Origin of the sequence: Rhizobium hidalgonense (assembly GCF_002914525.1) — a bacterium.
In the GTDB taxonomy this organism is placed as follows: domain Bacteria; phylum Pseudomonadota; class Alphaproteobacteria; order Rhizobiales; family Rhizobiaceae; genus Rhizobium; species Rhizobium hidalgonense.
Genome location: NZ_LODW01000070.1, coordinates 194,928 through 220,359, shown reverse-complemented (window position 1 = coordinate 220,359; position 25,432 = coordinate 194,928). Strand labels below are relative to the sequence as shown.

Annotated in this window: 30 protein-coding genes; 19 read left to right on the top strand and 11 right to left on the bottom strand. The window is 62.6% G+C overall.

Annotated features, from left to right (window positions below; translation table 11 throughout):
• Nucleotides 1-110: 110 nt before the first annotated feature.
• Nucleotides 111-449, top strand: coding sequence for a YciI family protein (locus tag ATY29_RS23290; protein WP_003566421.1), 339 nt, complete (start codon nucleotides 111-113; stop codon nucleotides 447-449).
• A gap of 7 nt (nucleotides 450-456) precedes the next feature.
• A complete protein-coding gene (locus tag ATY29_RS23285) occupies nucleotides 457-1,707 on the top strand; it encodes an RNA polymerase sigma factor (protein ID WP_097533156.1) in 1,251 nt (416 codons plus the stop codon).
• Here ATY29_RS23285 and ATY29_RS23280 read toward each other — a convergent pair whose 3' ends face one another.
• The 3 genes from ATY29_RS23280 to ATY29_RS23270 all read right to left on the bottom strand — a co-directional run bounded on the left by ATY29_RS23280 (nucleotide 1,708) and on the right by ATY29_RS23270 (nucleotide 4,759).
• Nucleotides 1,708-2,739, bottom strand: a complete 1,032-nt coding sequence (locus ATY29_RS23280) for a peptidoglycan -binding protein (RefSeq protein WP_003566425.1) — start codon at nucleotides 2,737-2,739, stop codon at nucleotides 1,708-1,710.
• A 3-nt stretch (nucleotides 2,740-2,742) separates the two neighbouring features.
• Nucleotides 2,743-3,846 carry a MotA/TolQ/ExbB proton channel family protein gene (locus ATY29_RS23275; RefSeq protein WP_003566427.1) on the bottom strand — a complete coding sequence of 368 codons (1,104 nt, stop codon included), beginning with the start codon at nucleotides 3,844-3,846 and terminating at the stop codon, nucleotides 2,743-2,745.
• Between the two features lie 112 nt (nucleotides 3,847-3,958).
• Nucleotides 3,959-4,759 carry an inositol monophosphatase family protein gene (locus ATY29_RS23270; RefSeq protein ID WP_003566429.1) on the bottom strand — a complete coding sequence of 267 codons (801 nt, stop codon included), beginning with the start codon at nucleotides 4,757-4,759 and terminating at the stop codon, nucleotides 3,959-3,961.
• A gap of 457 nt (nucleotides 4,760-5,216) precedes the next feature.
• On the opposite strand from ATY29_RS23270, the gene ATY29_RS23265 reads away from it, so the two are divergent.
• The gene (locus ATY29_RS23265) at nucleotides 5,217-6,953 is read left to right on the top strand and encodes a methyl-accepting chemotaxis protein (RefSeq protein WP_193550371.1); all 1,737 of its coding nucleotides are present in this window, start codon (nucleotides 5,217-5,219) and stop codon (nucleotides 6,951-6,953) included.
• A 65-nt stretch (nucleotides 6,954-7,018) separates the two neighbouring features.
• On the opposite strand, the gene ATY29_RS23260 is transcribed toward ATY29_RS23265, so the two are convergent.
• Together ATY29_RS23260 and ATY29_RS23255 are read right to left on the bottom strand one after the other, a co-directional pair.
• Nucleotides 7,019-8,101 carry a tetratricopeptide repeat protein gene (locus tag ATY29_RS23260; protein WP_003566433.1) on the bottom strand — a complete coding sequence of 361 codons (1,083 nt, stop codon included), beginning with the start codon at nucleotides 8,099-8,101 and terminating at the stop codon, nucleotides 7,019-7,021.
• Between the two features lie 10 nt (nucleotides 8,102-8,111).
• The gene (locus ATY29_RS23255; RefSeq protein ID WP_003566435.1) at nucleotides 8,112-8,765 is read right to left on the bottom strand and encodes a thiamine phosphate synthase; all 654 of its coding nucleotides are present in this window, start codon (nucleotides 8,763-8,765) and stop codon (nucleotides 8,112-8,114) included.
• Between the two features lie 107 nt (nucleotides 8,766-8,872).
• On the opposite strand from ATY29_RS23255, the gene ATY29_RS23250 reads away from it, so the two are divergent.
• Complete coding sequence (locus ATY29_RS23250) at nucleotides 8,873-9,637, top strand: sulfite exporter TauE/SafE family protein (protein ID WP_003566437.1); 765 nt, start codon at nucleotides 8,873-8,875, stop codon at nucleotides 9,635-9,637.
• A gap of 69 nt (nucleotides 9,638-9,706) precedes the next feature.
• Nucleotides 9,707-9,967 (top strand): ArsR/SmtB family transcription factor, encoded by a 261-nt coding sequence (locus ATY29_RS23245; protein ID WP_003566439.1) that lies wholly within the window; start codon nucleotides 9,707-9,709, stop codon nucleotides 9,965-9,967.
• A 199-nt stretch (nucleotides 9,968-10,166) separates the two neighbouring features.
• Here the strand turns inward: ATY29_RS23245 and ATY29_RS23240 are convergent, their stop codons facing one another.
• Nucleotides 10,167-10,340 (bottom strand): YdcH family protein, encoded by a 174-nt coding sequence (locus ATY29_RS23240; RefSeq protein WP_003566443.1) that lies wholly within the window; start codon nucleotides 10,338-10,340, stop codon nucleotides 10,167-10,169.
• A gap of 228 nt (nucleotides 10,341-10,568) precedes the next feature.
• Between ATY29_RS23240 and ATY29_RS23235 the strand changes: the two genes are divergently transcribed.
• The 8 genes from ATY29_RS23235 (at nucleotide 10,569) to ATY29_RS23200 (ending at nucleotide 17,477) form a co-directional block, all read left to right on the top strand.
• The gene (locus ATY29_RS23235; RefSeq protein ID WP_003566445.1) at nucleotides 10,569-10,772 is read left to right on the top strand and encodes a YdcH family protein; all 204 of its coding nucleotides are present in this window, start codon (nucleotides 10,569-10,571) and stop codon (nucleotides 10,770-10,772) included.
• A gap of 16 nt (nucleotides 10,773-10,788) precedes the next feature.
• Complete coding sequence (gene purE, locus ATY29_RS23230) at nucleotides 10,789-11,283, top strand: 5-(carboxyamino)imidazole ribonucleotide mutase (protein WP_025417017.1); 495 nt, start codon at nucleotides 10,789-10,791, stop codon at nucleotides 11,281-11,283.
• A complete protein-coding gene (locus ATY29_RS23225; RefSeq protein ID WP_097533154.1) occupies nucleotides 11,280-12,356 on the top strand; it encodes a 5-(carboxyamino)imidazole ribonucleotide synthase in 1,077 nt (358 codons plus the stop codon). The genes purE and ATY29_RS23225 overlap by 4 nt, the downstream gene beginning before the upstream one ends.
• 164 nt (nucleotides 12,357-12,520) lie before the next feature.
• Entirely contained in the window at nucleotides 12,521-12,646 is a 126-nt protein-coding gene (gene ykgO / locus ATY29_RS23220; protein ID WP_003566454.1) for a type B 50S ribosomal protein L36, read from the top strand.
• 111 nt (nucleotides 12,647-12,757) lie between these two features.
• Nucleotides 12,758-13,372 (top strand): tetratricopeptide repeat protein, encoded by a 615-nt coding sequence (locus ATY29_RS23215; protein WP_003566456.1) that lies wholly within the window; start codon nucleotides 12,758-12,760, stop codon nucleotides 13,370-13,372.
• Between the two features lie 111 nt (nucleotides 13,373-13,483).
• On the top strand, nucleotides 13,484-14,539 hold the full coding sequence (locus ATY29_RS23210; protein WP_097533153.1) for an alpha/beta fold hydrolase: 1,056 nt from the start codon (nucleotides 13,484-13,486) through the stop codon (nucleotides 14,537-14,539).
• A gap of 103 nt (nucleotides 14,540-14,642) precedes the next feature.
• Nucleotides 14,643-16,379, top strand: a complete 1,737-nt coding sequence (ggt, locus tag ATY29_RS23205) for a gamma-glutamyltransferase (RefSeq protein WP_097533152.1) — start codon at nucleotides 14,643-14,645, stop codon at nucleotides 16,377-16,379.
• Between the two features lie 123 nt (nucleotides 16,380-16,502).
• Entirely contained in the window at nucleotides 16,503-17,477 is a 975-nt protein-coding gene (locus ATY29_RS23200) for a threonine ammonia-lyase (protein ID WP_097533151.1), read from the top strand.
• Between the two features lie 101 nt (nucleotides 17,478-17,578).
• Here the strand turns inward: ATY29_RS23200 and ATY29_RS23195 are convergent, their stop codons facing one another.
• Both ATY29_RS23195 and ATY29_RS23190 read right to left on the bottom strand, forming a co-directional pair.
• Nucleotides 17,579-18,385 carry a phytanoyl-CoA dioxygenase family protein gene (locus tag ATY29_RS23195; RefSeq protein WP_097533150.1) on the bottom strand — a complete coding sequence of 269 codons (807 nt, stop codon included), beginning with the start codon at nucleotides 18,383-18,385 and terminating at the stop codon, nucleotides 17,579-17,581.
• Between the two features lie 239 nt (nucleotides 18,386-18,624).
• A complete protein-coding gene (locus ATY29_RS23190; RefSeq protein ID WP_097533149.1) occupies nucleotides 18,625-19,512 on the bottom strand; it encodes a LysR substrate-binding domain-containing protein in 888 nt (295 codons plus the stop codon).
• A 117-nt stretch (nucleotides 19,513-19,629) separates the two neighbouring features.
• On the opposite strand from ATY29_RS23190, the gene ATY29_RS23185 reads away from it, so the two are divergent.
• Genes ATY29_RS23185 through ATY29_RS23175 form a run of 3 tightly spaced genes read left to right on the top strand, consistent with a single transcriptional unit; the run spans nucleotide 19,630 to nucleotide 21,004 of the window.
• Nucleotides 19,630-20,049 carry a tautomerase family protein gene (locus ATY29_RS23185; protein ID WP_025417024.1) on the top strand — a complete coding sequence of 140 codons (420 nt, stop codon included), beginning with the start codon at nucleotides 19,630-19,632 and terminating at the stop codon, nucleotides 20,047-20,049.
• Nucleotides 20,046-20,450: a cupin domain-containing protein gene (locus ATY29_RS23180; RefSeq protein WP_025417025.1), complete on the top strand. Its 405-nt coding sequence runs from the start codon at nucleotides 20,046-20,048 to the stop codon at nucleotides 20,448-20,450. The genes ATY29_RS23185 and ATY29_RS23180 overlap by 4 nt, the downstream gene beginning before the upstream one ends.
• Nucleotides 20,447-21,004, top strand: coding sequence for a DUF4865 family protein (locus ATY29_RS23175; protein WP_025417026.1), 558 nt, complete (start codon nucleotides 20,447-20,449; stop codon nucleotides 21,002-21,004). The genes ATY29_RS23180 and ATY29_RS23175 overlap by 4 nt, the downstream gene beginning before the upstream one ends.
• Before the next feature lie 2 nt (nucleotides 21,005-21,006).
• On the opposite strand, the gene ATY29_RS23170 is transcribed toward ATY29_RS23175, so the two are convergent.
• The 3 genes from ATY29_RS23170 to ATY29_RS23160 all read right to left on the bottom strand — a co-directional run bounded on the left by ATY29_RS23170 (nucleotide 21,007) and on the right by ATY29_RS23160 (nucleotide 23,700).
• Nucleotides 21,007-21,642 (bottom strand): LysE family translocator, encoded by a 636-nt coding sequence (locus tag ATY29_RS23170; protein WP_003566476.1) that lies wholly within the window; start codon nucleotides 21,640-21,642, stop codon nucleotides 21,007-21,009.
• Nucleotides 21,643-21,775: 133 nt separating this feature from the next.
• Entirely contained in the window at nucleotides 21,776-23,215 is a 1,440-nt protein-coding gene (gene pyk / locus ATY29_RS23165) for a pyruvate kinase (RefSeq protein WP_003566478.1), read from the bottom strand.
• Nucleotides 23,215-23,700: a DUF1036 domain-containing protein gene (locus ATY29_RS23160; RefSeq protein WP_025417027.1), complete on the bottom strand. Its 486-nt coding sequence runs from the start codon at nucleotides 23,698-23,700 to the stop codon at nucleotides 23,215-23,217. The genes pyk and ATY29_RS23160 overlap by 1 nt, the downstream gene beginning before the upstream one ends.
• A gap of 199 nt (nucleotides 23,701-23,899) precedes the next feature.
• On the opposite strand from ATY29_RS23160, the gene ATY29_RS23155 reads away from it, so the two are divergent.
• The 3 genes from ATY29_RS23155 (at nucleotide 23,900) to ATY29_RS23145 (ending at nucleotide 25,380) form a co-directional block, all read left to right on the top strand.
• Nucleotides 23,900-24,688, top strand: a complete 789-nt coding sequence (locus ATY29_RS23155; protein ID WP_003566481.1) for an N-formylglutamate amidohydrolase — start codon at nucleotides 23,900-23,902, stop codon at nucleotides 24,686-24,688.
• Between the two features lie 32 nt (nucleotides 24,689-24,720).
• Nucleotides 24,721-25,026 carry a DUF1244 domain-containing protein gene (locus ATY29_RS23150; protein ID WP_003566483.1) on the top strand — a complete coding sequence of 102 codons (306 nt, stop codon included), beginning with the start codon at nucleotides 24,721-24,723 and terminating at the stop codon, nucleotides 25,024-25,026.
• Between the two features lie 90 nt (nucleotides 25,027-25,116).
• On the top strand, nucleotides 25,117-25,380 hold the full coding sequence (locus ATY29_RS23145; protein ID WP_003585771.1) for a DUF2312 domain-containing protein: 264 nt from the start codon (nucleotides 25,117-25,119) through the stop codon (nucleotides 25,378-25,380).
• Nucleotides 25,381-25,432 lie beyond the last annotated feature (52 nt).

Genomic DNA, 25,432 nt, shown 5'->3' with positions numbered 1-25,432 from the left:
GGCCTCATTGTCTCGGAACGGCTGAACCGCTCCACCGGGCGTCACGACCTACGGGATATTCCCCTGTCGCGATGCCCGGATCAACGCCACAACGAGATCAGGAGTTTCCCATGCAATATGCTCTCATCATCCGCGAAGCCCCCGAAGATTTCGCCCGTCGCAACGATCCCGCCTATCGCGACGGCTGGGTCGCCTACAGCAAGGCGCTTGCCCAAGCAGGAATCATGACCGGCGGCGCTGGATTGACAGCGCCCGAGACCGGCACGGTCATACGCCGCAAAGGCGAGGATCACGACGTTCAGGACGGTCCCTATCCGGAAGGTAAGGAACAGCTCGGTGGCTTTTATCTGATCGACGTTCCCGACATCGACACCGCACTCGAATGGGCGACCCGCGTGCCGATCTCCGACAAGGGTTCGGTCGAAGTGCGCCCGCGCCTGCAGATGTGAGTCTGCGATGCCGCCCGATGCCGGACGCGCCGCCGAACAGGTGGCGCGTCAGTCCTACGGCAAGCTGATCGCCTTCCTTGCCGCCCACTCGCGTGATGTGCCGGCGGCGGAAGACGCATTGTCGGAAGCGCTGGCTTCGGCTCTTCGCGTCTGGCCCGAGCGGGGCGTACCCGACAAGCCGGAAGCCTGGCTGCTGGTGGCCGCACGTCGCAACCTGACTCAGGCGGCCCGTCACCGCACCGTCGCGGCCAACGCGCAAACGACGATAAGGGTCGCCTTCGAGGAGGCGGAGGAACGCATGAACGAGACCGGCCACGCCCTCTTTCCCGACGAGCGGCTGAAGCTGCTCTTCGTCTGCACTCATCCTGCCATCGACAGCTCCGTGCATACGGCGCTGATGCTGCAGACCGTTCTCGGTATCGAGGCGAAAACCATCGCACGAGCATTCGTTGTTTCACCGGAGGCGATGAGCCAGCGGCTGGTGCGGGCCAAAGTGAAGATCCGCGATGCCGGCATTCCCTTCGACGTTCCCGCTCGCCACGCCCTTCCGAAGCGGCTCGCTGCCGTACCTTCGGCGATCTACGCCGCCTACGGCCTCGGGTGGGACGGTCTCGACGGCGAGGAAGAGCGCCATTCGCTTGCCGGCGAAGCGATCTGGCTCGGCCGCGCGCTGCTGGCGGTGTTGCCCGATGAACCGGAAGCGATGGGCCTCCTGTCGCTGATGCTTCACTGCGAAGCTCGCCGCAGCGCCCGGCGCGACTTTAATGGCCGCTATGTACCGCTGGACGAGCAGGATACGGCGGCCTGGAACGTGAACATGATCACCGAGGCGGATGCACTGCTGCGAAAGGCCGGAGATTTCGACCGTTTCGGTCCTTTTCAGTGCCAGGCTGCGATCCAATCCGTGCATGCGGCGCGCCGGCTTTCGGGAACGACCGACTGGCAGGCGTTGACGACACTCTACGCGGCGCTGGTGACGATGAAACCCACGCTCGGCGCACGCGTCGCCCAAGCGGCAGTGCTCGGCAGGGCATTGAGCGCCTCCGCCGGCCTGGAGCAACTCGACAGGCTCGATCCGCGCGATACCGCGGCCTATCAACCCTATTGGGCCGTACGGGCCTTTCTTCTGGCACGAGCAGGAGACGATGCCGCAGCAGTCGACGCCTATTTGAACGCAATCGGTCTCAGTGACAGCTCCGCCGTGCGTGACTTTCTCACCGCCCGGCTGAACGAAGCGCGGCGAGCCACGCCGGGCTGATCATTTCTCGGTCAGCTTCAGCTCGATGCGGCGGTTGGTGGAGCGTGCATCCGGCGTGTCGCCGGGCGCAATCGGCTGGAACTCGCCGAAGCCGGCGGCAACCAGCCGGTCGGCTGGCACACCCTGTGCAATCAGGAACTTGACAACCGAAATCGCGCGCGCCGAGGAGAGTTCCCAATTGTCGCGATAGCGGCCGGTCCCGGCAAGCGGCACATTGTCGGTATGGCCGTCGACGCGCAGCACCCAGTTGATCTCCGGTGGAATCTCCTTGGAGAGATCGAGAAGGGCGGCCGCGAGTTTGCCCATTTCGGTCTGCCCCTCGGGGTTGAGATCAGCGCCGCCCGAGGGAAACAGCACTTCCGATTGGAAGACGAACCGGTCGCCGACGATGCGGATATTCTCGCGGTCCGAAAGGATCTCGCGCAGGCGGCCGAAGAAGTCGGAACGGTAACGGTTCAGCTCCTGCACGCGGGCGGCGAGCGCAACGTTGAGGCGGCTGCCGAGATCGGCGATCTTGGTCTGCGAGACCCGGTCTTTCTCCTCCGAAGCCTGAAGGGCTGCTTCGACGGCGGCGATCTGGCTGCGAAGTGCTGCAATCTGCTGGTTCAAGAGTTCGACCTGGCTCAGCGCCCGCTCGCTCACCTGCTTCTGCTCGTCGAGCTCCTGTGTCATCGAGCCGATCTTCTTCTGTGCTACGTCCTGGCCGCCGGACCCGGCATTCAGCAATGCTTGCAGCCGCGAACGATCGCCCTCGGCACTGGCGAGCGAAGCCTGCAGATTGGCAACCGAATCCTGGAGGTCCTGATTGCTGCCCTTTTCAAGCGCAAGAAGCTGCGTCAACTCGTTGATCTGGCTGTTGAGGCGACTGAGCACCTCATCACGTCCGGTGATCTCGCGGCTGAGGATGAACTGCCCGACGACGAAGACCGTCAGCACGAACATGATCGAGATGAGCAGCGTCGACAGCGCATCGACGAAGCCCGGCCAATAATCCACCGTGCGTTCACGGCGCCGGTTGCGGGCAAGAGCCATGGCTTACTTGCCCTCGCTCTTTTCTGCCTGGCTGGCGCGTTCGCGCATGCGCTCGCCCCGGTCGCTGGCGCGCTCCTGCGTGCCGATGCGTTCGGCAAGCCGGTCGAGCGTGCGGCGCATCGCCTTGGCCTCGTCCTGCTGTGCCTCGATCCAGTCGCGCAGCATCTGCTGCTCGTTGCGCATGTTCTTGACCAGGCCCTGAATACCTTCGGCAAGGCTGGCCATGGCGGCGACGGAGCGCTGGCTGCCGGCGCCGCCTTCTTCGGAGACCTTGCGCAGATGTTCGGAGAGAGCGCGCATGTCGTCCGAGGAAGCGCCTGCAACGGCGTCGAGGGCCGGCGCCAGATCGGACCCGACATCGGTGACCGAGGACAGCCAGTTTTCCAGCTCCATGTAGAAACGGTTCTGCGCGCGGCCGGCCTGAAGATCGAGGAAGCCGAGAATGAGCGAACCGGAAAGGCCGAGCAGCGAGGAGGAGAAAGCCTGACCCATGCCCGAAAGCGGCGTGGAAAGCCCTTCCTTCAGCGCTGAGAGCACATCCCCCGTCCCGTTCGAGCCGGCATCGAGCGACTGGATGACCATGCTGATCGAACCGATCGTGCCGATCAGGCCCCAGAAGGTACCGAGCAGACCGAGGAAGACAAGGAGACCGATGAGATAGCGCGAGACGTCGCGCGATTCGTCGAGGCGGCTGGCAACCGAATCGAGGATCGAGCGCAGCGCCGTCGTCGAAAGCGCGACCGAGGACTTGCGGCTGCCGATCAGCGCCCGCATCGGCGCGAGCAGCCGCGGATTGCGGTTGACCTTGTCGGCGCTGCCGGCGGCGCGGAACGAATTGAACCAGCGCACTTCGGGGCGAAGCGCCAGCACATGGCTGAAAACAAGAATGATTCCGACTGCGAGAACGCCGACGATCAGGCCGTTAAGGCCCGGATTGTGCATGAAGGCGGTTTGCGTCTGCCGGAAGAGGATGGCAGCGATAAAGCCGACGATGACGAGGAAAAGCAGCATCGTCCAGAGGAAGGGCATGGGGCTCGAAAGCCTGTAGGCATAACCGCCGGCCGTCTTTTCGGTGGAGCCGATCTCCGCCACATTCACATTTTCCATAGGGTCCGCTGCCTCCGGAGTCATTACGCGCGGAGACTAGAGCAACATTGTGCCGAATTGAAGTATGCCGAGGCGAAAACCGTGACTTTACAACAGCCGGATTTTCACTCGCCTATTTGGCGGGAATCGGTCGCTTGACGACTTCGATCAGCGCCTTGTGGATGGCTTCGTTGCCGGCGACGATCGCGCCGCTCTCCAGAATGGCCGTCCCGCCGTCCCAATCGGTGGCGAACCCGCCGGCTTCGCGGATGAGCAGGATGCCGGCTGCCATGTCCCACGGCGCAAGCTCGGCTTCCCAGAAACCGTCGAAACGTCCGGCGGCGACATAGGCGAGATCGAGCGTCGGCGATCCCAAGCGGCGGATGCCCGCCACCTCGCCCATCACGTGGCGAAGCTCGACCAGGAACTTGCCGTGATTGCGCTTGCCGAGCGCCGGCACGCCGCAGCCGATGACGCAATCCGAAAGCGCGCGGCGCGCGGCGACCCGCAGACGCCGGTCGTTGAGGAAGGCGCCGCCGCCGCGCTCGGCGGTATAGAGCTCATCGGTCGCCGGATTGAAGATGACGGCGGCAACAATTTCGCCATTGCGTTCGAGCGCGATCGAAACGGCGAAGGCCGGGATGCCGTGCAGGAAATTCGTCGTGCCGTCGAGCGGGTCGACGATCCAGCGATGCGCGCCGTCCGTGCCTTTGATCTCCTCGCTTTCCTCCCCGAGGAAGCCATAGGTCGGGCGCGCCTTGAGCAGCTCTTCCCTGACGATCTTTTCGGCCTTGCGGTCGGCGGTGGAAACGAAATCGCCCGGTCCCTTGACGGAAACCTGCAGGTTCTGCACTTCGCCGAAATCACGCCCCAGCGATTTTCCTGCCTTGAGGGCAGCCTGAACCATGACATTGAGAAGAGCTGAACGGGCCATCGGCGCAATTTTCCTTGGGACTGATACGAGGTGCGCGCTGCCAGGGGCGGGAAGTGTCCCTGAACATGCATGACAGGCAGCGCTGCATAGATTGGCGGCCTCAAGACCACAAAATCGGGTAAATTTCAAGGGGACGCGCGCATGGCTGCCCTGCAGCGCCGGAAACCGCCGGCAGCGGTCGGTTCCCGTGAAGCCGATCTTAGAACTTCTGCTGCGTCATCAGCACTTCGCGAGCGATCTGATCGAGCGGCAGGACGGTCGACGCCGCCCTTGGCGATCGCCTCCTTTAAAAGCAGTAGGTTAAGCACTATTCACCAGCTACGAGGTTCGGACGGCGCGCCATCCACATGTTTCGTTAATCACAACGCTGACGAGTCTGGCGCGTTTACCGGGCGTTTCCACCCTGCTCGTAGAAATAGAGTCTGATAAGCATGGGCTTTAAGAAAAGGTATAGATGTTGGCACACGCTCTGGTAACACCGACCGCTGCAGCCTACACATCCGGACGGGACATCAGCCTGACTCTGGAATCCGCCCGCAGCAAGGTCGAGGAACGTTTTCGCGAAGGCAGCACCGTGCTGCTTTCGATGATGGATGTTCTCAACCGCCTGTTGAATTCTCTCGAGAGCGTCAGCATGGCGCTCGACAATACGGAGTCGAGCGATACCAGCGCCGATCTCCGCGCCACGGTGGAAAGCCTGACGGCGATCACCGAGGCAAACCGCCAGCAGGCGCTCGTCTCGCTGGCGCAGACGGGCAGAGAGCTGCGCAAGCACGTCTCCGACATGCAGGAGACGATGCGTTATCTCAGAACCTTCGCCGTCACCGTGAAGATCACCGGCGCCGGTCTTGCCGAATTCGCCGGCTTCGCACAGGAGATCCTCGAGCGGATTTATTCCGGCACCGATGAGGTCAACCGGTTCGCCACGCATCTCGACAGCCTCGACAAGGAGGTCAAACTTGCCGCCTCCTTCGGCGCCAGCGTCTCCAAGGGTTACGCCGATACAGTTCCGGCCGTCGCCGCAGCCCTGCGCGACGATGCCGCCAAGATCGCCGAACACCGCAAAGATCTCGGCGTCATCGCCCGCGAGGTCGGCGCGATTGCCCGAGGCGTCCAGAGCAAGGTCGCCTCGACGCTGTCTGCCCTGCAGATCGGCGACATCACCCGTCAGCGCATCGAGCACGTGCAGGCCACCCTTGCGCAACTTGAGGATTTTTTCGCCGGCGAAGAGGGCGGGAAGTTCGATGCCAGCGCGCGCAAGCGCCTGCAGAATGTCGTGCACCATCTGACCGCGGCGCAGATGAGCGACATGTGCGCCAATTTCCACCGGGATTCAGAGAATGTCGTCAAGACGATCGCCAGTTTCGACCACGACATGCGGGAGATCCTCAAGCTGCGCGACCAGATGAGCGGTGAGAGCAGCGAAGCCGGCGGCAACTTCATGCGCGCGCTGGAATCCAGCGTCTCGGCCGCTCACGAAATCGTCAAGCAAGTCGACGTGGCAAGCCGGCAGGCCGACCAGGTGAGCCAGTCGACATCAGGCACGGCGGCTAAGCTCTCCGAGTCGATCGCCAACATCCGCGCCGTCAAGACCGACATCCATTATATGGCTTTGAATACCAACCTGCGCTGCAGCCGCCTTGGCGAGGAAGGCAGGTCGATCAACGTCGTCACCGCCGAGCTGCGCATCTTCGCGGGCAAGCTCGACGATTCCGCCGACGCCATCGTCAGCGGCCTCCCGGCGCTCGAAGCCGCAGCCGGGAACGTCGCCCCGGCCGCTGATACCGGGGCCGGCGGCCTTGGAGAGAGCCTGACGTCGGCCGTCGGCAACATCCGCTCCGCAGCCAATGTGATGGAAAACGAGCTCAAGATTCTCGCCGAAAACGGCCGCGAGGTCGCCACCAAGATCAGCCTGCTGATCGGCAAGCTCGACTTCCAGCGCGATCTCGGCGACGTCCTTGCCCGCTGCGCCGACCTGCTCGAAGCCGTTGCCGGCAGTGAGATCGCCGATATCTCCGATCTCACGGACGTGATCGCGCCGCTCGACCGCCAGATCTTCAAGCACTACACCATGGCCCAGGAGCGCAATATCCATCGCGACATCATTCCGGCGAGAGAAGAAAGCACCCCGGCGCCCGCCGAGACCGTCAAAGCCGAAAACGACGAGGATCTTTTCGCCGACGCGCTTTTCTAAAGCGCGTCGTATGAATCACGTTTTATGCGACGCGCTTTGGAGCAATTTCAGCAAATTTGCGCCCGCTATCGCCGGCGGAATTTGTTGGCAGCCTCGATCGCCGCTTTCTGCTGATCGTCTTCGATGCCGAGATAGAAATCCTCGAGCGACGGATCGGCGAGCCCCGCGCGGCGCGACAGGACGTACCACTTCGCCGCCTCGACCGGGTCGGGCGCCGTGCCGATGGCATTGATATAAAGGTGGGCGAGCTTGTTCTGTGCGACGACGTTGCCGCCATTGGCCGCAAGTTTCAGCCATTCGAAGCCCTTGACGTAATCCTTCGGCCCACCGACGCCGTTGACGAGCCAGATGCCGAGATCGAGCTGGGCCGTGTCGAAACCGGCGCGCGCCGCACGTGCCATCCATTCGCGGGCAAGCTGCTTCTTTTCTTCAGGCAGGTCCTTGAGCGTCGCATAGATCTGCGCCACGGCATATTGCGAATCGGCAATGCCTTGCTCGGCCGATTTCTCGTAGAATGGCAGCGCGAGCCTCAGTCCCTTTTCGCCGGGATTGTCGGCGATGAGAAGCTGCGCCCAGTTAAATTCCGCCGAAGGATTGCCGGCCTCGGCCGCCTTGCGCATGTAGTCGTCGGCCTTGGCCTTATCGCGCGGCACGCCCTGGCCTTCCATCAGGATCAGCGCATATTTAAACATTGCCACTGCATCGCCGCCTTCGGCCGCCTTGCCGTACCAGAAGGCAGCATTCTTCACGTCCTTCTTGACACCAAGCCCCTGCGAGAGGATTTCGCCGATCAGTGTCTGCGCCGCCGCATCGCCAAGCTGGGCACGCGGCAGCGCCTTGTCCATTGCCGTCAGGTAATAACCGCGCTGGAAGGCGCCGTAAGCCTCGTCGACAGGTCCCTTGTAGTCCTTCTCCGGCGGCAGGTCCGGCAGCTTCGCACCCATGCGATCGAACACGCCGACACCATCGGAGGGCCGCACATCAGGGCCGGAGGGCCGGTCGGTGCGGAAGGTCGAAGCCGGCGCCGAGCCCGGCTGGCTGATGACACTGTCGGTGGCCTGAGCCAAGACGACACCCGGCCCGGCCGCAGCGGAGGCGGCCATGCTGGCAAGGATCAATTTCAACAGGCGGGCGGTCAGGATCGGCATGAGCGCGATTTCAATCCTCAAACCGTGGCGCTTTTTCGTCAAGCAAGGCGTTGACTTCAGCAACGATAGACGGCGCCCGGCTGGGCTCGCCGAAGACCGCCAGCCGCAGCGCCACGAACTCCGCGCCGGTCTCGGCGACGGCAAGCGCCGAAGCCGGATCGGTGCCGCCCATGACGATGCAGGGAATCTCGATCATCGAGGCCCACCATTCGCCGAGCGCAAGGTTCTTCGGATGCGCCTCCGGCTTGATATCGCCGTCGAGCTTGCCGAAGAAGATATAGTCCGGCCTGGCTTCGCCGATCTCAAGAGCCTTGTGCCGGTCAGCTGCGTTGCCGCCACCGACGATCAGCTTCGGCGCATGTTTTTCGATTGCTTCCGAAAGTGCCTCGGCATTGCCGGAAAGGTGCAGGCCGTCGGCCTTTGCCCGTCCCGCCACGCGGCTGTCGCCCGCAATCAGCGCGGCGGCCCCGGCATCCTGGATTAGGGGCACCAGCTTCTCGGCATGTTTCTGGAAGGTGCCGTCGTCGAGGCCGTATTGCGGCACGATCACCGATGCGACATCGCCGCCCTTCAGCGCGTCGGCAACGATGCTTGCCCGTTCATCGGCATCGGCAATCTCGGGTGCGATGAGCACAAGGCGGCAGCGGTTTTCCGGTTCGGTCATGAGGTCTTTCCGTTTCCTGCGAATTCCCCTTCGAAAGGAGGGATGCGCACTCGTTTTGTGTGAGTAGTTCCGTTAGACGAGGCTGGCAAGAGGAGGATGCCGAAAGCATGCCGCAGGATTTGTCATTCTACTACGCCGCCGTGCCCGCCGTTCTGCTGGTGGGCCTCGCGAAGGGCGGCATGGGCGACGCTTTGTCGCTGATCGGCCTGCCCTTCCTCGCCCTCGTCGTCTCGCCTGTCGAGGCGGCGGCGATCCTGCTGCCGATCCTGGTCTTCATGGACATGATCTCGCTCGTCATTTGGCGCCGACATGGCGACGGGGCGACGCTGAAAATCATGCTGCCGGGCGCAGTCTTCGGCATCGCGCTCGGCTGGGCGACCGCCGCGCTCGTTCCGGGCAACATGCTGCGCATCGTCATCGGGGCTGTGACCATCCTCTTCTGCCTGCGCTATTTTTGGAACAATTACGGCCCGGGCGCCGGCAAGGTTGTCCCGCCGCGCGGCCAGCGGCCGAAGGTCGCCGGCCTTTGGAGTACATTTTCCGGCTACGGCAGCTTTGTCGCCCATGCAGGAGGCGCCCCCTTCCAGATCTATGCCCTGCCGCTCAAGCTGCAACCACGCGATTATACCGGCACCAGCGTGCGCTTTTTCGCGATTCTCAACGCCATCAAGCTCATCCCCTACTTCGCGCTCGGCCAGCTCGACACCCAGAATCTCGCGACCTCCGCGACGCTTCTACCCTTCGCCCCGCTCGCCACCCTTGCCGGCGCCTGGTGCGTGCGCCGCATGAAGCCGGCGGTCTTCTATCCCTTCATGTATGCGATGGCCCTGATCGCGGCCTTGCTGATCGTGCGCGAGGGTCTTGGCTGGTAAGGCCGCAGCAGTACGCTGCAATGCACAATTTCCTTGCTGGAACGCCCGGTTTGACGTAGCTTTCCCGTTATGTCGAACACGGACCCTTTCTCTGCGATTGCCGATCCGAACCGGCGTTTTCTGCTGGAGGAATTGCGTCGTGCGCCGCGGACCGTCAACGAACTGGCCGAGGGCCTGCCGATCAGCCGCCCCGCCGTGTCGCAACACCTGAAGGCGCTGCTCGACAGCAATCTCGTCTCGGTGACCTCGGACGGCACGAAACGCATCTACACGGTCAACAACCGCGGTTTCGACAAGCTCAATTTATGGCTGGATCAGTTCTGGGCTTGAAGCGGGCTCACATTTCAGCACCGCCCATCATATGCATGCGACTTGAAGCGCGGCACACGCAAAAGCGCCAGCCGCAATGCCGCTGGCATCGGGCTGGCGCAATTCTGGTGTAAAATCACCGGGTCTTGCTGATTTTAGGCGGAATGGATGGATTTACCTTTTCTTTCGCAAGATGATCGACCGGCGACCCTTGGGAAGATCAGTGGACGGACGACTTGAGACGCATAATCTCGTCCTTGATGCGCAGCTTGCGGCGCTTGCATTCGGCAATTTCCGTATCGGAGATAGAGGGAGCTGTTCTGAGCGCGTGCAACTCCTCCTCGAGAGCAACATGCTTTTTCTGGAGTGATTCAAGATGAGCTTGAACTGTCATTTGACCCTTCCTTCCTCTTACCCTCCCCGGCCAACATCGTCGGGGATCAAGGTGTCAACGCGGCGGACTGTGACATATTTTTGACGGCTTGTCGAAGGCCAAAAGATGAAGACAGGATGGCAATTTCATGATCAAGACTAACTAGCCGTTACCCGTATTTGGTGATAGGAGCTTGCGGAAATCATCGGCAGATCGGACAAGGTCCGAGGACGATAACGGGGAATGCATATGGCCGATCAGGAACAGGCGGAAATCAGGCTCACCGTGGCGCGGCTGCGCCAAGAGCACGAGGATTTCGACGCCGCGATCAACGCCATGATCCAGATCGGATGCGATGCTCTGCGGATTCAGCGCATGAAGAAGAAGAAGCTCGTCATCAAGGACAGGCTTTCGAAGCTGGAAGATCAGATCATCCCTGACATCATCGCCTGAGGGGATAGCAACAATGATGACAGACAGACCATCCGTCGCCATCATCATGGGCAGCCAGTCCGACTGGGAGACCATGAAGAACGCCGCCGACACGCTGGAGGCGCTGGAGATCCCGTATGATGCGCGCATCATTTCGGCGCATCGCACAGTCGACCGGCTGGTCAATTTTGCCAAGGGTGCGCGGGCGGAGGGCTTCAAGGTCATCATCGCCGGCGCCGGCGGCGCCGCCCACCTGCCGGGTATGACCGCATCGATGACACCGCTGCCGGTTTTTGGCGTGCCGGTCCAGTCCAAAACCATGTCCGGCCAGGACAGCCTTCTTTCCATCGTGCAGATGCCGGCCGGCATTCCAGTCGGAACGCTCGCCATCGGTAAGGCCGGCGCGGTCAACGCCGCCCTTCTCGCCGCCGCCGTCCTCGCCCTTTCCGACGAAGAAATCGCCGACCGGCTCGACGAGTGGCGCGAGCGCCAGAGTGCTGCCGTCGCCGAATACCCGATGGACGACCTATGACGGCAAAGACCATCGGCATCATCGGCGGCGGCCAGCTCGGCCGCATGCTGGCCATTGCTGCCGCCAGGTTGAACTTTCGCACGGTCATTCTCGAGCCGCAGGCGGACTGCCCGGCGGCCCAACTCGCCAACCGGCAGATTACCGCCGCCTATGACGACCCGATGGCCCTGGTCGAGCTGGCGGATATCTGCGATGTCGTCACCTACGAATTCGAGAACGTGCCCGTCACAGCCGCCGAGACGCTCGCGGCAAGCGTGCCGGTCTATCCGCCGCCGAAGGCGCTAGAGGCCGCCCAGGACCGCCTCGTCGAAAAGCGCTTTCTCAATGGCTGCGGCATATCAACCGCCCGCTTCCACGCGGTCGACAGCCAGGCCGATCTCGAACTGGCGCTTGAGGATTTCGGCGGCCAGGGCGTGCTGAAGACGCGCCGCCTCGGTTATGACGGCAAGGGCCAGAAGGTTTTCCGCTCAGTGGCCGACAGCGCTGATGGCGCCTATGCCGCGCTCGGCGCCGTGCCGCTCATCCTCGAAAGTTTTGTCGCCTTCGAGCGCGAGGTCTCGATCATCGCCGCCCGCGCCACCGACGGTACGGTCGTCTGCTTCGACCCCGCCGCGAATGTCCATCGCAACGGCATCCTCCACACCTCGACGGTTCCCGCCGCAATCTCCGCGCAGACAGCCGAAGCCGCACGCCGATCGGCCGAAACGATCCTCGCCGCATTGAACTATGTCGGCGTTATCGGCATCGAGTTTTTCGTGCTTGCCGATGGCAGCCTGATTGCCAACGAGATGGCGCCGCGTGTCCACAACTCCGGCCACTGGACGGAGGCCGCCTGCGTCGTCAGCCAGTTCGAGCAGCATATCCGTGCCGTCGCCGGCCTGTCGCTCGGCAATGCAGATCGCCATTCCGACTGCGTCCTGCAGAACCTGATCGGCGACGATATCCTGGCCGTTCCCGACTGGCTGCGGCGCCCGGATACGCTCGTTCATCTCTACGGCAAGACCGAATGGCGCCCCGGCCGGAAGATGGGCCATGTCACCACCTTGACGCCGAAATCGTCGATTTCCAACTGAGAAAACACCGCTGCGCCTTGGGAAAAACACCGTCATGCGGTTGACATGGTGGAGGTGACGGGGTATCTGCTCCCCACCTAAAGAGCGCGCCCCGATGGCGCGCTTTTGATTGTTAAAGATACGGGCGAATGTGAATTCCCCCATAGAGATCGCGGATCAGAAAAATGAAGATCAAGAATTCGCTCAAGTCGCTCAAGGCTCGTCACCGTGACAACCGTCTGGTTCGCCGCAAGGGCCGCATCTACATCATCAACAAGCTGAACCCGCGCTTCAAGGCCCGTCAGGGCTGATTTCGCGCGTCCGGATCGCCTTGCCGCGCCATTTGCGCCGGCAGATATATCCGGGGGGTCGCTGCGGTGATCACGTCAAATTTGTTTGATCTTCGGCGTTGGCGGGCTAATATGTCCGCCATGCGCTTTTTTGCTTTGACGTCAGCGGCGCTGCCGCTCGCCCTCATCTTGTTCACTTCGACCTTTCCGGCCACTGCGGCGGAAAAGGACCGTATCGTCGAGCAGGCGGACGTCAACTCTTCACCGAAACAGCACCTCGACCAGCTCTTTGCCCAGCTGAAACGGGAGCGCGACCCCGACAAGGCCAGCGGCATCGCCAATGAGATCCGCATGGAATGGAACGATTCCGGCAGCGCCACCGTCAACCTGCTGATGCAGTGGGCCGACAAGGCGATCGAGGAAAAGCGCAATCCCGCCGCCCTCGATTTTCTCGACGAGGCGATTGCGCTGAAGCCGGATTATGCCGAAAGCTGGAACCGCCGCGCGACGCTGAACTTCGTCATGGGCAATTATCGCAAGTCGATGTCCGACATCGAACGTGTGCTCGATCTCGAGCCGCGCCATTTCGGCGCGCTCTCCGGGATGGCGGCGATCCTCAGCAACTCCGGCAACGACCAGCTGACCTTGAAGGCTTGGGAGCGTTTTCTCGACGTCTATCCCGCCGAGCGCACCGCGCAGGAACAGGCCAACACGCTTGCGGAAAGACTCGCCGGCAACCGCACTTGATCTCGGCGCGCCCGAGCTTGACGCTCCGCCGCACCGCGCAAATTTAGAGGAAAACGGCGCGGTTCTTCACCCGCCCCTCGTAAGAATCGCCACAACACGCCCATAAAGCTCATGCTTGCCGAAGTTTCCGCTCTTGTCGCCCCGCTCGCCGCCGCCATCGGATACACCTCCTACAAGGCGCGGCAATTCGAACAGACCTATCCGAATATCGGCGAACTGACGGATGTCGGCGGTTACCGCATGAACGCCGTCCACGTCGAGCGTCCGGAACAGGCCGACCTGCCGGCCCTCGTCTTCATTCACGGCGCCAGCGGCAATCTGCTCGACCAAGTGGTCGCCTTCCGCGCCGCGCTCGAAGGCCGGGCGGAAATGCTGTTCGTCGATCGTCCCGGCCACGGTTATTCCGAACGCGGTGGTGCTGACAACGCTGTTCCCTCCGGTCAGGCCGATGCGATCGCCAAGCTGATGGAAAAGCGCGGCATTGAAAAGGCTGTCATCGTCGGCCATTCCTTCGGCGGCGCGATCACTGCCGCTTTCGGCCTGCGCCATCCTGATAAGACCGCCGGCCTGCTCTTTCTCGCACCCGCCACCCACCCCTGGCCGGGCGGCATCGACTGGTACTATCATGTCGCCACCGTGCCGGTCCTCGGCTGGCTCTTCAACCACGCGATCGTCGTGCCGCTTGGGCTGAGCCGGCTGGAACGTGGGACGCGGAACGTTTTCTACCCCAATCCGCGCCCGGTCGATTACATCGAAAAGACCGGCCCGTCGCTGGTGCTGCGGCCGAACGCTTTCCATCACAACGCCGCCGATTTTAAGAGGCTGCTCGCCTATGTGAAGGAGCAGTCGCCGCTCTATGCGCAGATCACCGCGCCGACCGTCATCATAACAGGCGACAGCGACGAGATCGTCTGGGAGCACCTGCATTCGCGCGGCCTGGCCCGCGATATAACAGGTTCCGAGCTCGTCACCGTTCGCGGCGTCGGCCACAAGCCGGATTATCTCGCAACCGATGTCGCCATCGCCGCCATCGAGAAGATATCAGGCAAGCCGCGCGACCTTCAGGCAATCGCCCGCAGGGCCGAGGAGCGGCTCGCCGCAGGATTGCGTGACCGGACCGTCGCGACGGCGCCGTCGTTGAGGCCGGACGCCCTGCACGGCGCCTGACGCCCCCCGCTTGCGAACTCGGTACATTAAACCAAACCGTTGCATTGCCTCGCGCTACCGCAGCCCCATATGTTTTCCATCACTGTCCATAGGAGGGGAAAACATGGGCCGCCTGCATATCGGAACGATCTCCGTCATATCGGCACTGTCGCTGAGCCTGACTTCGGCCTTCGCTGCCTCGCCCGCCCCTGTCGAGGCCGAGCACGGCATGGTCGTCACCGCCCAGCACCTGGCGACCGATGTCGGCGTCGAGGTGCTGAAGGGCGGCGGCAATGCCGTCGATGCCGCCGTCGCTGTTGGGTATGCGCTGGCGGTCGTCTATCCCTCGGCCGGCAATCTCGGCGGCGGCGGTTTCATGACCATCCGCCTGAAGGACGGTACCAAGACCTTTCTCGATTTTCGCGAACGTGCACCGCTAGCCGCCACGAAGACCATGTATCTCGATGCCAAGGGTGATATCGTGCCGCGCGCCAGCCTCGACGGTTATCTCGCCGTCGGCGTTCCCGGCTCCGTCATGGGCTTTGAAACCGCCCGCGAGAAATACGGCACGAAGTCGCGCCAGGATCTGATCGGACCGGCGCTCCGCTTCGCTAGGGAAGGTTTCACACTGGAACAGGGCGACGCCGCAACCCTCTCCGGCAACGCCAAACGCCTCGCCAAGGACGAGGCGGCGGCGAAGATCTTCCTGAAATCCGATGGCAAACCCTATGCATCGGGCGAAAAGCTCCAGCAGCCCGACCTCGCTGCGGTCCTAGCAAGCATCTCCGAAAAAGGTCCCGACGCCTTCTACAAGGCCGCGCCGGCCGAGGCGATCGTCAAGGCGAGCCAAGCCAAGGGCGGCATCCTCGCCAAGGAGGATTTTGAGCAATATGCCGTGCGCGAGTTGAAGCCGGTCGAGTGCAACTACCGTGGTTACGACATCATTTCCTCACCGCCGCCTTCCTCCGGCGGTGTCATCATCTGCGAGATCCTCAACGTCCTGGAGGGCTACCCGCTCTCCTATCTCGGCTACAACTCGGCCGACACCGTGCACATCATGGTGGAGGCGATGCGCTACGCTTATGTCGACCGCAATGCTGCGCTCGGCGATCCCGATTTCGTCGAGAACCCGGTCGCAAAGCTCATCGACAAGAGCTACGCCAAAGAGATCGCAGCCAAGATCGATCCCTACAAGGCCGGCGCGTCGGCCAACCTGAAACCGCTCGGCGGCAAGGAAAGCACCGAGACGACGCATTATTCGATCATCGACGACGAGGGCAATGCGGTTGCCGTCACCTACACGCTGAACGGCTCTTTCGGCGCCGCCGTCGTGGCGCCGGGCACCGGTGTCCTGCTCAACAACGAGATGGACGATTTCACCTCCAAAACCGGCGTGCCGAACCTCTACGGCCTCGTCCAGGGCGAGGCGAATGCCATCGCTCCGAAGAAGACACCGCTCTCCTCGATGAGCCCCACGATCGTCACCCGCGACGGCAAGCCCTTCATGGTGATCGGCAGCCCCGGCGGCTCGCGCATCATTACCATCACGCTGGAGGCGATCCTCAACGTCGTCGATTTCGGCATGGATATTAGCCAGGCGGTGAACGCGCCGCGTATCCACCATCAATGGCAGCCCGACAAAATATATCTCGAACCCTATGCCATTTCGCCCGATACGGAAAAGACCCTCGCGGCCATGGGCTACAGCTTCGATGGCGGCAATGACGCACCGGTCTGGGGCCAGGCCGCCGGCATCCTCGTCGGCGGCAAAAGCCTCGCCGCCATCGAAAAGGGCGGCGGCGCCCGATACAACGGCGCCATGGACAGCCGGTCGGCGGAGGGCTCGGCCAACGGTTATTGACGGTTGGCTGAGTCCAGGCGGCAATCGCAATCTCTATTCATGTCACGGTGACAAAGTCGCCGTTCACAATTGGCTTGCCGCCCCCTATGCATGAGCGAACCCCGCAAGCAGGACGATTCCCGAATGGCCAGCATTGAAATGATTGTCGCCGCCCGTGCCCGTCTGCGCGGTTACGCGAGGCGCACACCGCTTCTCTCCTCCCCCTTCCTCAACGAGATCGCCGGTCGGCGGCTGTTGGTGAAGGCCGAATGCCTGCAGCATTCCGGCTCGTTCAAGTTTCGCGGCGGCTGGTCGGCCGTTTCCGGCCTTGATCCGGCGGTGCGCTCAAAAGGCGTTATCGCCTTCTCCTCCGGCAACCACGCCCAGGGCGTCGCGCTGGCCGCCAAGCTGCACAATATCCCCTCCGTCATCATCATGCCGAGCGATGCGCCGAAGCTGAAGATCGCCAACACCCGCGCCTTCGGTGCCGAAGTGGTGCTCTACGACCGTGTCAACGAAGACCGCGACGCGATCGGTGCGCGACTTTCGGCCGAGCGCGGCCTGACGCTGATCAAACCTTTCGATGAACCGCTTGTCATCGCCGGTCAGGGCACGACCGGCCTCGAAATCTCCGAGCAGGCGGAAGAAGAAGGCGTGACCTCAGCCGAAGTCCTCGTTCCCTGTGGCGGTGGCGGATTGACCTCCGGCATTGCGCTCGCCCTTGAAGCCAGCGCTCCCGGCTTTCGCGTCCGCCCCTGCGAGCCCAAGGATTTCGACGACACCACCCGCTCGCTCGCCTCCGGCAGGATCGAGCGCAACGTCTCGGTATCGGGCTCGATCTGCGATGCGATCGTCACCCCGCAGCCCGGAAACATCACCTTCCCGATCCTGAAGCGCCTCGCTGGCCCCGGCATCGTCGTTACCGATGAGGAGGCGCTGCGCGCCATGGCGCTCGCTTTCGTCAGGCTGAAGATCGTCGTCGAGCCCGGCGGCGCGGTGGCGCTGGCCGCCGCCCTCTTCCACGGCGAGATGCTGGAAAGCGAAACGGTCGTTGCCGTCACTTCGGGCGGCAACGTCGATGCCGATATCTTCGCCATGGCGCTCGAACGCTACGGCTGAGCGAAAGAGGACTCCTCGGCGCTATCGCCGCAGCATCATCCCGCCGCAAACGCGGTGGTGAATGCACCCGGCCTGTGACGGCCGGATGCATCCTGTTCCTGCTATCGCTCCTGAAGCGCCCGGCGGATCGCGATCTCGACCGGCGAATAGGCGCCGTCTTCCCGTTTGAGCCGGAGAGGTTCGGAAGGCGCAAGCCCGGGCTGCGCCATGAAGCGCGGCTCTTTGCCGCGATGCATCTGCGCGGCATGGATAAGGAAGGGATGGCACAGATAGACCGTGCCTGCCGCCCCCGTCGCCGAAGCAAGCGGCCGGTCTTCGCCAACGTGCTCCAGCCACAGATGCGCCATTCCAGGCTCGCCTGCCGGCGCCAGAAGGCGGGCGATATCCTTGTGCGAACCGACACGGATGCGGGTCGGCGCATCGTCCTCCCCAACATCCGAGAACAGGAAGAGCATCAGCAGCGCCCGCCCGCGTGAAGTGATGTTCACCCGCCAGGCAGAAAAATCCCGTTGCTCGTTCGGATCGGAATCCTCGCCGGGAAAACTCAGATCGACATGCCAGCCGGCGTCGCCTGGGTCATCGAGATGAGGAAAGCGGACCGGGAAACTGCCAAGCCCGGTGCGTGGTTCCCAGCGCCCTCTGCCGACAAGCTGGTCGAACGCCGAATGCAATACCGGTGTGTTGACGGCTTTCTCGAACGGGCCCCCGCCATAACCGGCAAGCCGTATGACTGGCTGCGTCCATGTCCTTGGATCATCCGCATCGAAGGGAATATCGCGCCACATGATGGCACGAGCCTCCTCGGCCAATTCGCAGGGAAAAGCCTCGTCGATCCGAGTAAAGCCGTCCTCGATGAATTGCTCGATTTGCCCGGCGCTCAGCGCCGGCGGGTAAACATTTGATGTCATGAAATATCTCTCTATCGCCAATCCTGCTGGCTCTTCTATTGGCCAGATGCAGGTGGTTACCGTCCACGGCAACGCGCCAGCCGCGAAGGCTGGGATGCAGCCGCATCTTCCAATGCCTGCCCCAGGCAATGCCATTACCGGCTCAAGAAGAAGACCGAAGCGATATTGAGAGTGAGCATCTTCATAATGGTTCGAGACTAAAGCCATGCACCCCGCGTGGTCAATGCGGAGATATCAACTTATCCGCGCAGGGCTCCATGCACAGATTGCAGCACCAGTTCGGCAAGCCGCGCCGCAGCCGGCTGCGGTTCGGCTTCGGCCCGATGCAGGACCAGACCGAGCTTTGGCAAATCAGGCAAGCCGACCGCCTCGGGCACCAGCGGCCTGACCTTCGCCGGCAGGCCGACCGGCGTGCGGATGGTCAGGCCGAGGCCTGCCGCCGTCGCTGCCCAGAGACCGCCGAGGCTGGGGCTGACGAAGGCGAGCCGCCAGGAAATGCCGGCTTCGTCAAGCGCCCGGGTCGCCGCATTGCGCAGCAGGCACGGCGCCTCCAGCGAGGCGAGCGGCATCGGCTCGCCACTTGCCGCATGCCAGCCAGGCGATCCCTCGGCAGGTCCGATCCAGCACATCTGCACCTCGCCAATCCGCTCGCAATGCGCCGTCAGCTGACCATCGCTCCAGGCGAGCGCCAGATCGAGCTTGCCCGAGGTGACACGATCGATCAGTTCGGCATTGCGCACCACCCGCGCTTCGATGCGAACCTTCGGATGCGCCCGCGCAAAGCGGCCGAGCACCTCCGGCAGCAGGGTCTCGCCAAAATCCTCCTGCAGCCCCAGCCGCACCCAGCCTTCCAGCTCGATGCTGTGCACGGCCGCAGCCGCCTCGTCGTTGAGTTCCAGCAGCCGCCTGGCATAGGCAAGCATCGTCTCGCCGGCATCGGTGAGCGCCAGCCCGCGCCCGGCCTTGCGGAAGATTGCTGTACCCGCCTGCTGCTCCAGCTTCTTCAACTGCGCGCTCACCGCCGAGGTCGAGCGCCCGAGCTTTTCGGCCGCCTTGGCGAAATTGCCGAGCTCCATGCCGGTTGAAAATGTGCAAAGCACATCGAGATCGAAGATCGTCCGTCGCATCACACAATCCTATTTTTCAGGATCATTGATCCATAAAATTCTCATTTTTAGTATGATCGTGCCGTGCGATAGTTCTGCTGTCAAGGCCGGCAAACGGCCTGAACCATGGAGATCCCGATGCCCTTTGTTCGTATTTCCCTTCGCAAAGGCAAGTCGCCGGAGTATCTTGCGGCACTCGCCGACACCATCCAGCGCGCCCTAGTCGAAACCTTCGACGTGCCGGAAAACGACCGCTTTCAAGCCATCCATCAGCACGATGAGAACGAGCTGATCTTCGACAGCAGCTATCTCGCCGGGCCGCGCTCCGGCGATTTCGTCTATATCTCGATCACCATCGGTCGGCCCCGCACGGCCGAGATGAAGGCCACGCTCTATCGCCGCCTGGCCGATCTCCTGGTGCAGTCGCCGGGCCTCCGGCCCGAGGATGTCATGGTCGTCATCAGCACAAGCGCCCCGGAAGACTGGTCCTTCGGCGACGGCATCGCCCAGATGACGAATCCTGATTGGCGGCTGCGGGCGGCCGGAGGCCAGCAATGACCGCTTCGAACCCGAAGACGATGACCGTCAGGCGTCCCGGAAAGGCGGTCCACTCGCCCGAGGGTGCCGCAACAGCACCTTTCTGGGTGGAGATGCTGCTCGAAGGCAGCGCCGACGGCGAAAATACTGCCATGCGCGCCACGCTTGATCCCGGCACCATCACCCGCTGGCACACGCACCCCAGAGGCCAGTTGCTCTATGTGCTATCGGGCCATGGGTTGACGCAGAACGAAGGCGGTCCGATCGAGTCATTGCGTGCCGGCGACGCGGTCTGGTTCGCGCCCGGCGAGCGCCACTGGCATGGCGCATCCGATGACAGCCCTTTCAGCTATCTCAGCATCCAGGCGTCGGAAAACGGCAGCGTCGTCGAATGGTTGCATCAGGTGGAGCGACGATCATGATCGCCATGCAATACAGCTTCACCCTGCCCGGTGATTACGACATGTCGATTATCGACCGGCGCATCCGCGACAAGGGTCCGCTGCTCGACGGCTTTCCCAATCTTGGTTTCAAAGCCTATCTCAGCGTGGGGAAGGGAGAGTTCGGCAGCCGCGACAATCTCTATGCACCCTTCTACCTCTGGCAAAAGCCGGAAGGGATAAGCGACTTCCTCTGCAGTCCCGGATTTGAGGCCTTGACCGGCGCCTTCGGCTGGCCGCAGGTGAGAACCTGGATCGTCTGGCAGGCAGAAGTCTCGGACGATATCGCCGCGGCTCGATTTGCCACACGCGATATCCTGCAAATGAAGCCTTACGCGCCGCTTGACGATATCCGTCGCGCCGACGGCGCGCAGACGGACGCGGAGATTGCGACGGGCGATGCACTCGCCTCCGTTTCCGGTTTCGAGCCGACGACATGGACGCGGGTTCGCTTCAGGCTATGGCGAGAGATCCCCGTGAGGGGTGAGCATATGCAGGCCTATCGCGTCGGCCACCTATCCCTGCCTCGAGCCTGAACTCAAACGGTTGTCCGGCGGTAGAAGGCGAGCGAGCCGGCAAGCGCCAGCAGCGCACCGCCGCAGGCGCGCTCCAGCCATAAGGCGCCCGAGGTTTTCAGGAAACGCACCGCCTGCGAGCCGAAGAAGGCGTAGCCGAACATGATGAGGAAATCGAGCGTGGCAAAGGTGAGCGCGAGCAGCACATATTGCGGCGCCTGCGGCAGCGTCGGATCGATGAACTGCGGCAGGAAGGCCGAGAAGAACAGGTAGCCCTTCGGATTGGTCGCCGCGACCATGAAGCTCTTCAGACCGATCGAGAAGGTCGACGTCACGCCGGCCGGCGCACCTGTTTTCAGCGCCGCATCGATCCCACCTTTCGAACGCAGCAGCATGATGCCGAGAAAGGCGAGATAGGCAGCACCTGCCCATTTCAGCATCGAGAACCAGAATTCCGAAGCCGCCAGCAGCGCGCCGAGCCCCACCGCCACGGCGCCGATCAGCACGAAATCGGAGAGTACCGCACCGATCATGCCGGCAATTGCTCGGCGCAGTCCATGCCGCGAACCGTTGGTCAGCGCCAGCAGCACCGTCGGCCCCGGCGTTGCGATACCGACAAAGGAAACGGCTGCAAAAGCCAGTAGCGTAACGATGTCCATGACGATCCCTCCGAACTAAGCGCTGTAGGAGAGGAAACTTGCATGCACCGCAGCCTTTGGCAATGCCCGGCGATCGGCGAATAAACCCGCTGCCTCTATTGAGGTGGCGGGCTTTCGAAGGGATGCAATCGGATCAGATACCGCTCTGGCCGTCGGAGCCGATATAGGCGATGCGGATCATATTGGTGGCGCCGGGCGTACCGAGCGGCACGCCGGCCGAGATGATGATGCGGTCGCCCGGCTTGCCAAAACCTTCGTCTGCGACGATGCGGCAGGCGCGGTTGACCATGTCGTCGAGATCGGTCGCGTCATGGGTAACGACGCAATGCAGGCCCCAGACGATCGCCAGACGGCGTGCCGTCTTGATGATCGGCGACAGCGCCAGGATCGGCACCTGCGGACGCTCGCGCGAGGCGCGAAGGCCTGTCGTGCCCGACGAGGTGTAGCAGACGATCGCCGACAGCTTCAGCGTTTCGGCGATCTGTCGGGCGGCCAGCGATATCGCGTCGGCACCGGTCGCTTCCGGCTGGGCGCGCTGGGCATAGATGATGCCGGGATAATGCGGCTCGCGCTCAATGGCGCTGGCAATCGATGCCATGGTCGAGACGGCTTCGACCGGATAGTCGCCCGAGGCCGATTCGGCCGAGAGCATGACGGCATCAGCACCTTCGAAGACGGCGGTTGCGACGTCTGAAACTTCAGCGCGTGTCGGCACGGGTGCTGAGATCATCGATTCCAGCATCTGCGTGGCGACGACCACCGGTTTGCCCGAACGGCGGCAGGCGCGGATCAACTGCTTCTGGATACCGGGAACCGCTTCGAGCGGCATTTCGACGCCGAGATCGCCGCGGGCAACCATCAAGGCGTCGGAAAGCTCGATGATTTCCTCGATACGCTCGAGAGCCTGCGGCTTTTCGATCTTCGACATCAGGCCGACACGACCACGGGCGATCTTGCGCACTTCGGCAAGGTCGTCGGGACGCTGGACGAAGGACAGCGCCACCCAGTCGACATCGTCGGTTGCAAGCACCGCGTCGAGATCGGCGCGGTCCTTATCAGTCAGCGCGCCGACGCCGAGCAGCGTGTCGGGAAGGCTGACGCCCTTGCGGTCGGAGATGCGCGTGCCCGAAATAACCGTGGTGACGATGCTCTTGCCGTCGCATTTTTCGGCGCGCAGCGCCAGCTTGCCGTCGTCGATCAGCAGGCGGTGGCCGGGCTGCACCGATTCCAGAATCTCGGGGTGCGGCAAATAGACACGGTTCTGGTCGCCGAGCGCTTCGTTGTTGTCGAGCGTGAAGGTCTGGCCGGGTTTCAGGTCGACCTTGCTGTCGACGAATTTGCCGACTCGGAGTTTCGGTCCCTGCAGGTCGGCGAGAATGCCGATCGGCCGGCCGGAGCGCGTCTCGACCGAGCGAATGCGCTGGATGAGCGTACGCATCAGGTCGTGGCTCGCATGGCTCATATTGATGCGGAAGACATCGGCACCGGCCTGGTGCAGCTTCTCGATCATCGATTCCTCGGCGGAGGCTGGCCCGAGGGTGGCGAGGATTTTAATTTTGCGATTACGCTTCATCAATTCTGGCTTTCTTGCGTCCCTGGGGTGTCGGAGAGTTGGACCATCCAGCTGCCCTGGCGGCCCGTGTCATATTCCTTGAAGCCCATCTTCTGGTAACCGCGGGCATAACAATCCTGCACACCCGAGATCTTGAATTCATTTTCCGCCACGCACATCTGCACGTCACCCGTCCATCGTCCTCCCCGGGCAGCGTCCTCTGCGTAGAGGTAGTAATAACGCGACTGCAATTCTCCCTCGATCAACGTGGCGCAGGTCGTTGCCGGCACCTGCCACCAGCCTTCCGTCATCCAGCCATCCTTGGCCCGATAACCGATCGCCACGCCGACGAGATTTTGCGTTCCGTTGCAGACGCGAAAATCGGCGCGCGCGGCATCTGCGATGAAAAACGGCATAAAAGCTGCAAGAGCAAACAGAGCGAGACGGACCAGCGGTCCGGACCGCGTGAGGAAACTTGGCGCGGCTTGGATCAACACGGCTCCCAAATAGCTCCACGGTTATTCGTATCCGTGTCTTCTTGCGCCGCCGTCAAGCGAAAGTCAACGCAATGCTAATCGATTATATTTCCTTTCACAAACCGCCTTCGAGGTCCGGCTCAACCGCTATCCGCCTGCGGCGCTTGAACCCGCCGCAGCCGCATGCGATCACTGCACCCGACTGCGCAATGACAAACGGCAATTCCTGATGGACGACTTCCAATCCTTCGAAATCCTATCCGGCAAACATGACAAAGGCATGGTGATCCTCGCAGACCACGCGATGAACCGCCTTCCCGCGCGATATGACCGGCTCGGCCTGCCGGACGCCGCCTTCGCCCGTCACATTGCCTATGACATCGGCATCGAGGGGCTGACGCGGAAGCTTTCGGCGAGACTCAGCGTGCCGGCGGTGCTCGGCGGCTTCTCACGCCTGCTGATCGACCCTAACCGCGGGGAAGACGATCCGACGCTGATCATGAAAATATCAGACGGCGCCGTCATATCAGGCAATCATCCGATCACGCCGCAGGAGTGGGAAAACCGCATCGAAACCTTCCACCGCCCCTATCACGATGCGGTGGCCACGACGATCGACAGGGTGGCGAACGCCACCGGCAAAGCGCCGCTGGTGCTGTCGCTGCACTCCTTCACACCCGCCTGGAAAGGTGTCCCCCGCCCCTGGCACGCCGCCGTGCTTTGGGACAGCGACCGTCGCGCCGTCGGCCCGCTGCTTGACATGCTGCGCGCAGATCCCGATCTCGTCGTCGGTGACAATGAGCCCTATGACGGCGCGCTGAAGGGCGATACCATGTACCGCCACTGCATGATGACAGGCATTCCGCATGCGCTGCTCGAAGTACGGCAGGACCTGATCGAAGACGAGAGCGGCATATCGGCATGGGCCGAACGCCTGGCGCCGATATTTGCAGCGATGAACGCCGATCCCGCCTTGCACGGATACGACGTCCATCTCTCGCGCACCGGTCCCTATTGAGGGATGGACCCTGTTGAATGAAAGGAAGCGAGATGACCGCGCTCAGCAAAGAACAGCAGACCGAATTCGAGGCAGCCGCCTTCCGCCGCCTTGTCGCGCATCTTCGTGAACGCAGTGAAGTGCAGAACATCGACCTGATGAATCTGGCCGGCTTTTGCCGCAACTGCCTGTCGAACTGGTACCGCGAAGCCGCCGAGGCCGAAGGAGTCCCGGTTACCAGGGACGAATCGCGCGAGATGGTCTATGGCATGCCTTATGAAGACTGGAAGAAACTCCACCAAAACGAGGCCTCGCCTGTGCAAAAGGCTGCTTTTGAACTGCACAACCCACACAAATAGCTCGGGCGGCCGACAACAGCCTTGACCGTGACGCCGCTTCGCGGCAGTCACGTGCCTTCAAAATTGATCATCCCCAACCAGGAGAACACGATGTCTGATGCTCATGGCGTCGCCCGCGACCAGCTCCGCGCTTTCATCGAGCGCATTGAACGGCTGGAAGAAGAAAAGAAGACCATCGCCGACGACATCAAGGACGTCTATGGCGAAGCCAAGGGAATGGGCTTCGATACCAAGATCCTGAAGAAGGTCGTGGCGCTGCGCAAGAAGGACGAGCAGGAGCGCATGGAAGAGGAAGCCATCCTCGACACTTACCTGCACGCACTCGGCATGATCGAGTCGCCGCCGGAAGGCTGATCGCCCCTCATTGCTGATATGCCGATAAGCCGCCGGACCACCCGGCGGCTTA

What these genes read in the sequence shown, in the direction of transcription:
- ATY29_RS23235 (WP_003566445.1), top strand. Translation starts at nt 10,569, where the DNA reads ATGGCCGATCAGGAACAGGCGGAAATCAGGCTCACCGTGGCGCGGCTG.
- ATY29_RS23155 (WP_003566481.1), top strand. Translation starts at nt 23,900, where the DNA reads ATGGACGACTTCCAATCCTTCGAAATCCTATCCGGCAAACATGACAAA.
- ATY29_RS23200 (WP_097533151.1), top strand. Translation starts at nt 16,503, where the DNA reads ATGGCCAGCATTGAAATGATTGTCGCCGCCCGTGCCCGTCTGCGCGGT.
- ATY29_RS23210 (WP_097533153.1), top strand. Translation starts at nt 13,484, where the DNA reads ATGCTTGCCGAAGTTTCCGCTCTTGTCGCCCCGCTCGCCGCCGCCATC.
- ATY29_RS23275 (WP_003566427.1), bottom strand. Translation starts at nt 3,846, where the DNA reads ATGGAAAATGTGAATGTGGCGGAGATCGGCTCCACCGAAAAGACGGCC.
- ATY29_RS23215 (WP_003566456.1), top strand. Translation starts at nt 12,758, where the DNA reads ATGTCCGCCATGCGCTTTTTTGCTTTGACGTCAGCGGCGCTGCCGCTC.
- ATY29_RS23180 (WP_025417025.1), top strand. Translation starts at nt 20,046, where the DNA reads ATGACCGCTTCGAACCCGAAGACGATGACCGTCAGGCGTCCCGGAAAG.
- ATY29_RS23285 (WP_097533156.1), top strand. Translation starts at nt 457, where the DNA reads ATGCCGCCCGATGCCGGACGCGCCGCCGAACAGGTGGCGCGTCAGTCC.
- purE (WP_025417017.1), top strand. Translation starts at nt 10,789, where the DNA reads ATGACAGACAGACCATCCGTCGCCATCATCATGGGCAGCCAGTCCGAC.
- pyk (WP_003566478.1), bottom strand. Translation starts at nt 23,215, where the DNA reads ATGAAGCGTAATCGCAAAATTAAAATCCTCGCCACCCTCGGGCCAGCC.
- ATY29_RS23175 (WP_025417026.1), top strand. Translation starts at nt 20,447, where the DNA reads ATGATCGCCATGCAATACAGCTTCACCCTGCCCGGTGATTACGACATG.
- ykgO (WP_003566454.1), top strand. Translation starts at nt 12,521, where the DNA reads ATGAAGATCAAGAATTCGCTCAAGTCGCTCAAGGCTCGTCACCGTGAC.
- ATY29_RS23225 (WP_097533154.1), top strand. Translation starts at nt 11,280, where the DNA reads ATGACGGCAAAGACCATCGGCATCATCGGCGGCGGCCAGCTCGGCCGC.
- ATY29_RS23280 (WP_003566425.1), bottom strand. Translation starts at nt 2,739, where the DNA reads ATGGCTCTTGCCCGCAACCGGCGCCGTGAACGCACGGTGGATTATTGG.
- ATY29_RS23290 (WP_003566421.1), top strand. Translation starts at nt 111, where the DNA reads ATGCAATATGCTCTCATCATCCGCGAAGCCCCCGAAGATTTCGCCCGT.
- ATY29_RS23145 (WP_003585771.1), top strand. Translation starts at nt 25,117, where the DNA reads ATGTCTGATGCTCATGGCGTCGCCCGCGACCAGCTCCGCGCTTTCATC.
- ATY29_RS23195 (WP_097533150.1), bottom strand. Translation starts at nt 18,385, where the DNA reads ATGACATCAAATGTTTACCCGCCGGCGCTGAGCGCCGGGCAAATCGAG.
- ATY29_RS23270 (WP_003566429.1), bottom strand. Translation starts at nt 4,759, where the DNA reads ATGGCCCGTTCAGCTCTTCTCAATGTCATGGTTCAGGCTGCCCTCAAG.
- ATY29_RS23185 (WP_025417024.1), top strand. Translation starts at nt 19,630, where the DNA reads ATGCCCTTTGTTCGTATTTCCCTTCGCAAAGGCAAGTCGCCGGAGTAT.
- ATY29_RS23240 (WP_003566443.1), bottom strand. Translation starts at nt 10,340, where the DNA reads ATGACAGTTCAAGCTCATCTTGAATCACTCCAGAAAAAGCATGTTGCT.
- ATY29_RS23190 (WP_097533149.1), bottom strand. Translation starts at nt 19,512, where the DNA reads ATGCGACGGACGATCTTCGATCTCGATGTGCTTTGCACATTTTCAACC.
- ATY29_RS23150 (WP_003566483.1), top strand. Translation starts at nt 24,721, where the DNA reads ATGACCGCGCTCAGCAAAGAACAGCAGACCGAATTCGAGGCAGCCGCC.
- ggt (WP_097533152.1), top strand. Translation starts at nt 14,643, where the DNA reads ATGGGCCGCCTGCATATCGGAACGATCTCCGTCATATCGGCACTGTCG.
- ATY29_RS23255 (WP_003566435.1), bottom strand. Translation starts at nt 8,765, where the DNA reads ATGACCGAACCGGAAAACCGCTGCCGCCTTGTGCTCATCGCACCCGAG.
- ATY29_RS23260 (WP_003566433.1), bottom strand. Translation starts at nt 8,101, where the DNA reads ATGCCGATCCTGACCGCCCGCCTGTTGAAATTGATCCTTGCCAGCATG.
- ATY29_RS23245 (WP_003566439.1), top strand. Translation starts at nt 9,707, where the DNA reads ATGTCGAACACGGACCCTTTCTCTGCGATTGCCGATCCGAACCGGCGT.
- ATY29_RS23170 (WP_003566476.1), bottom strand. Translation starts at nt 21,642, where the DNA reads ATGGACATCGTTACGCTACTGGCTTTTGCAGCCGTTTCCTTTGTCGGT.
- ATY29_RS23250 (WP_003566437.1), top strand. Translation starts at nt 8,873, where the DNA reads ATGCCGCAGGATTTGTCATTCTACTACGCCGCCGTGCCCGCCGTTCTG.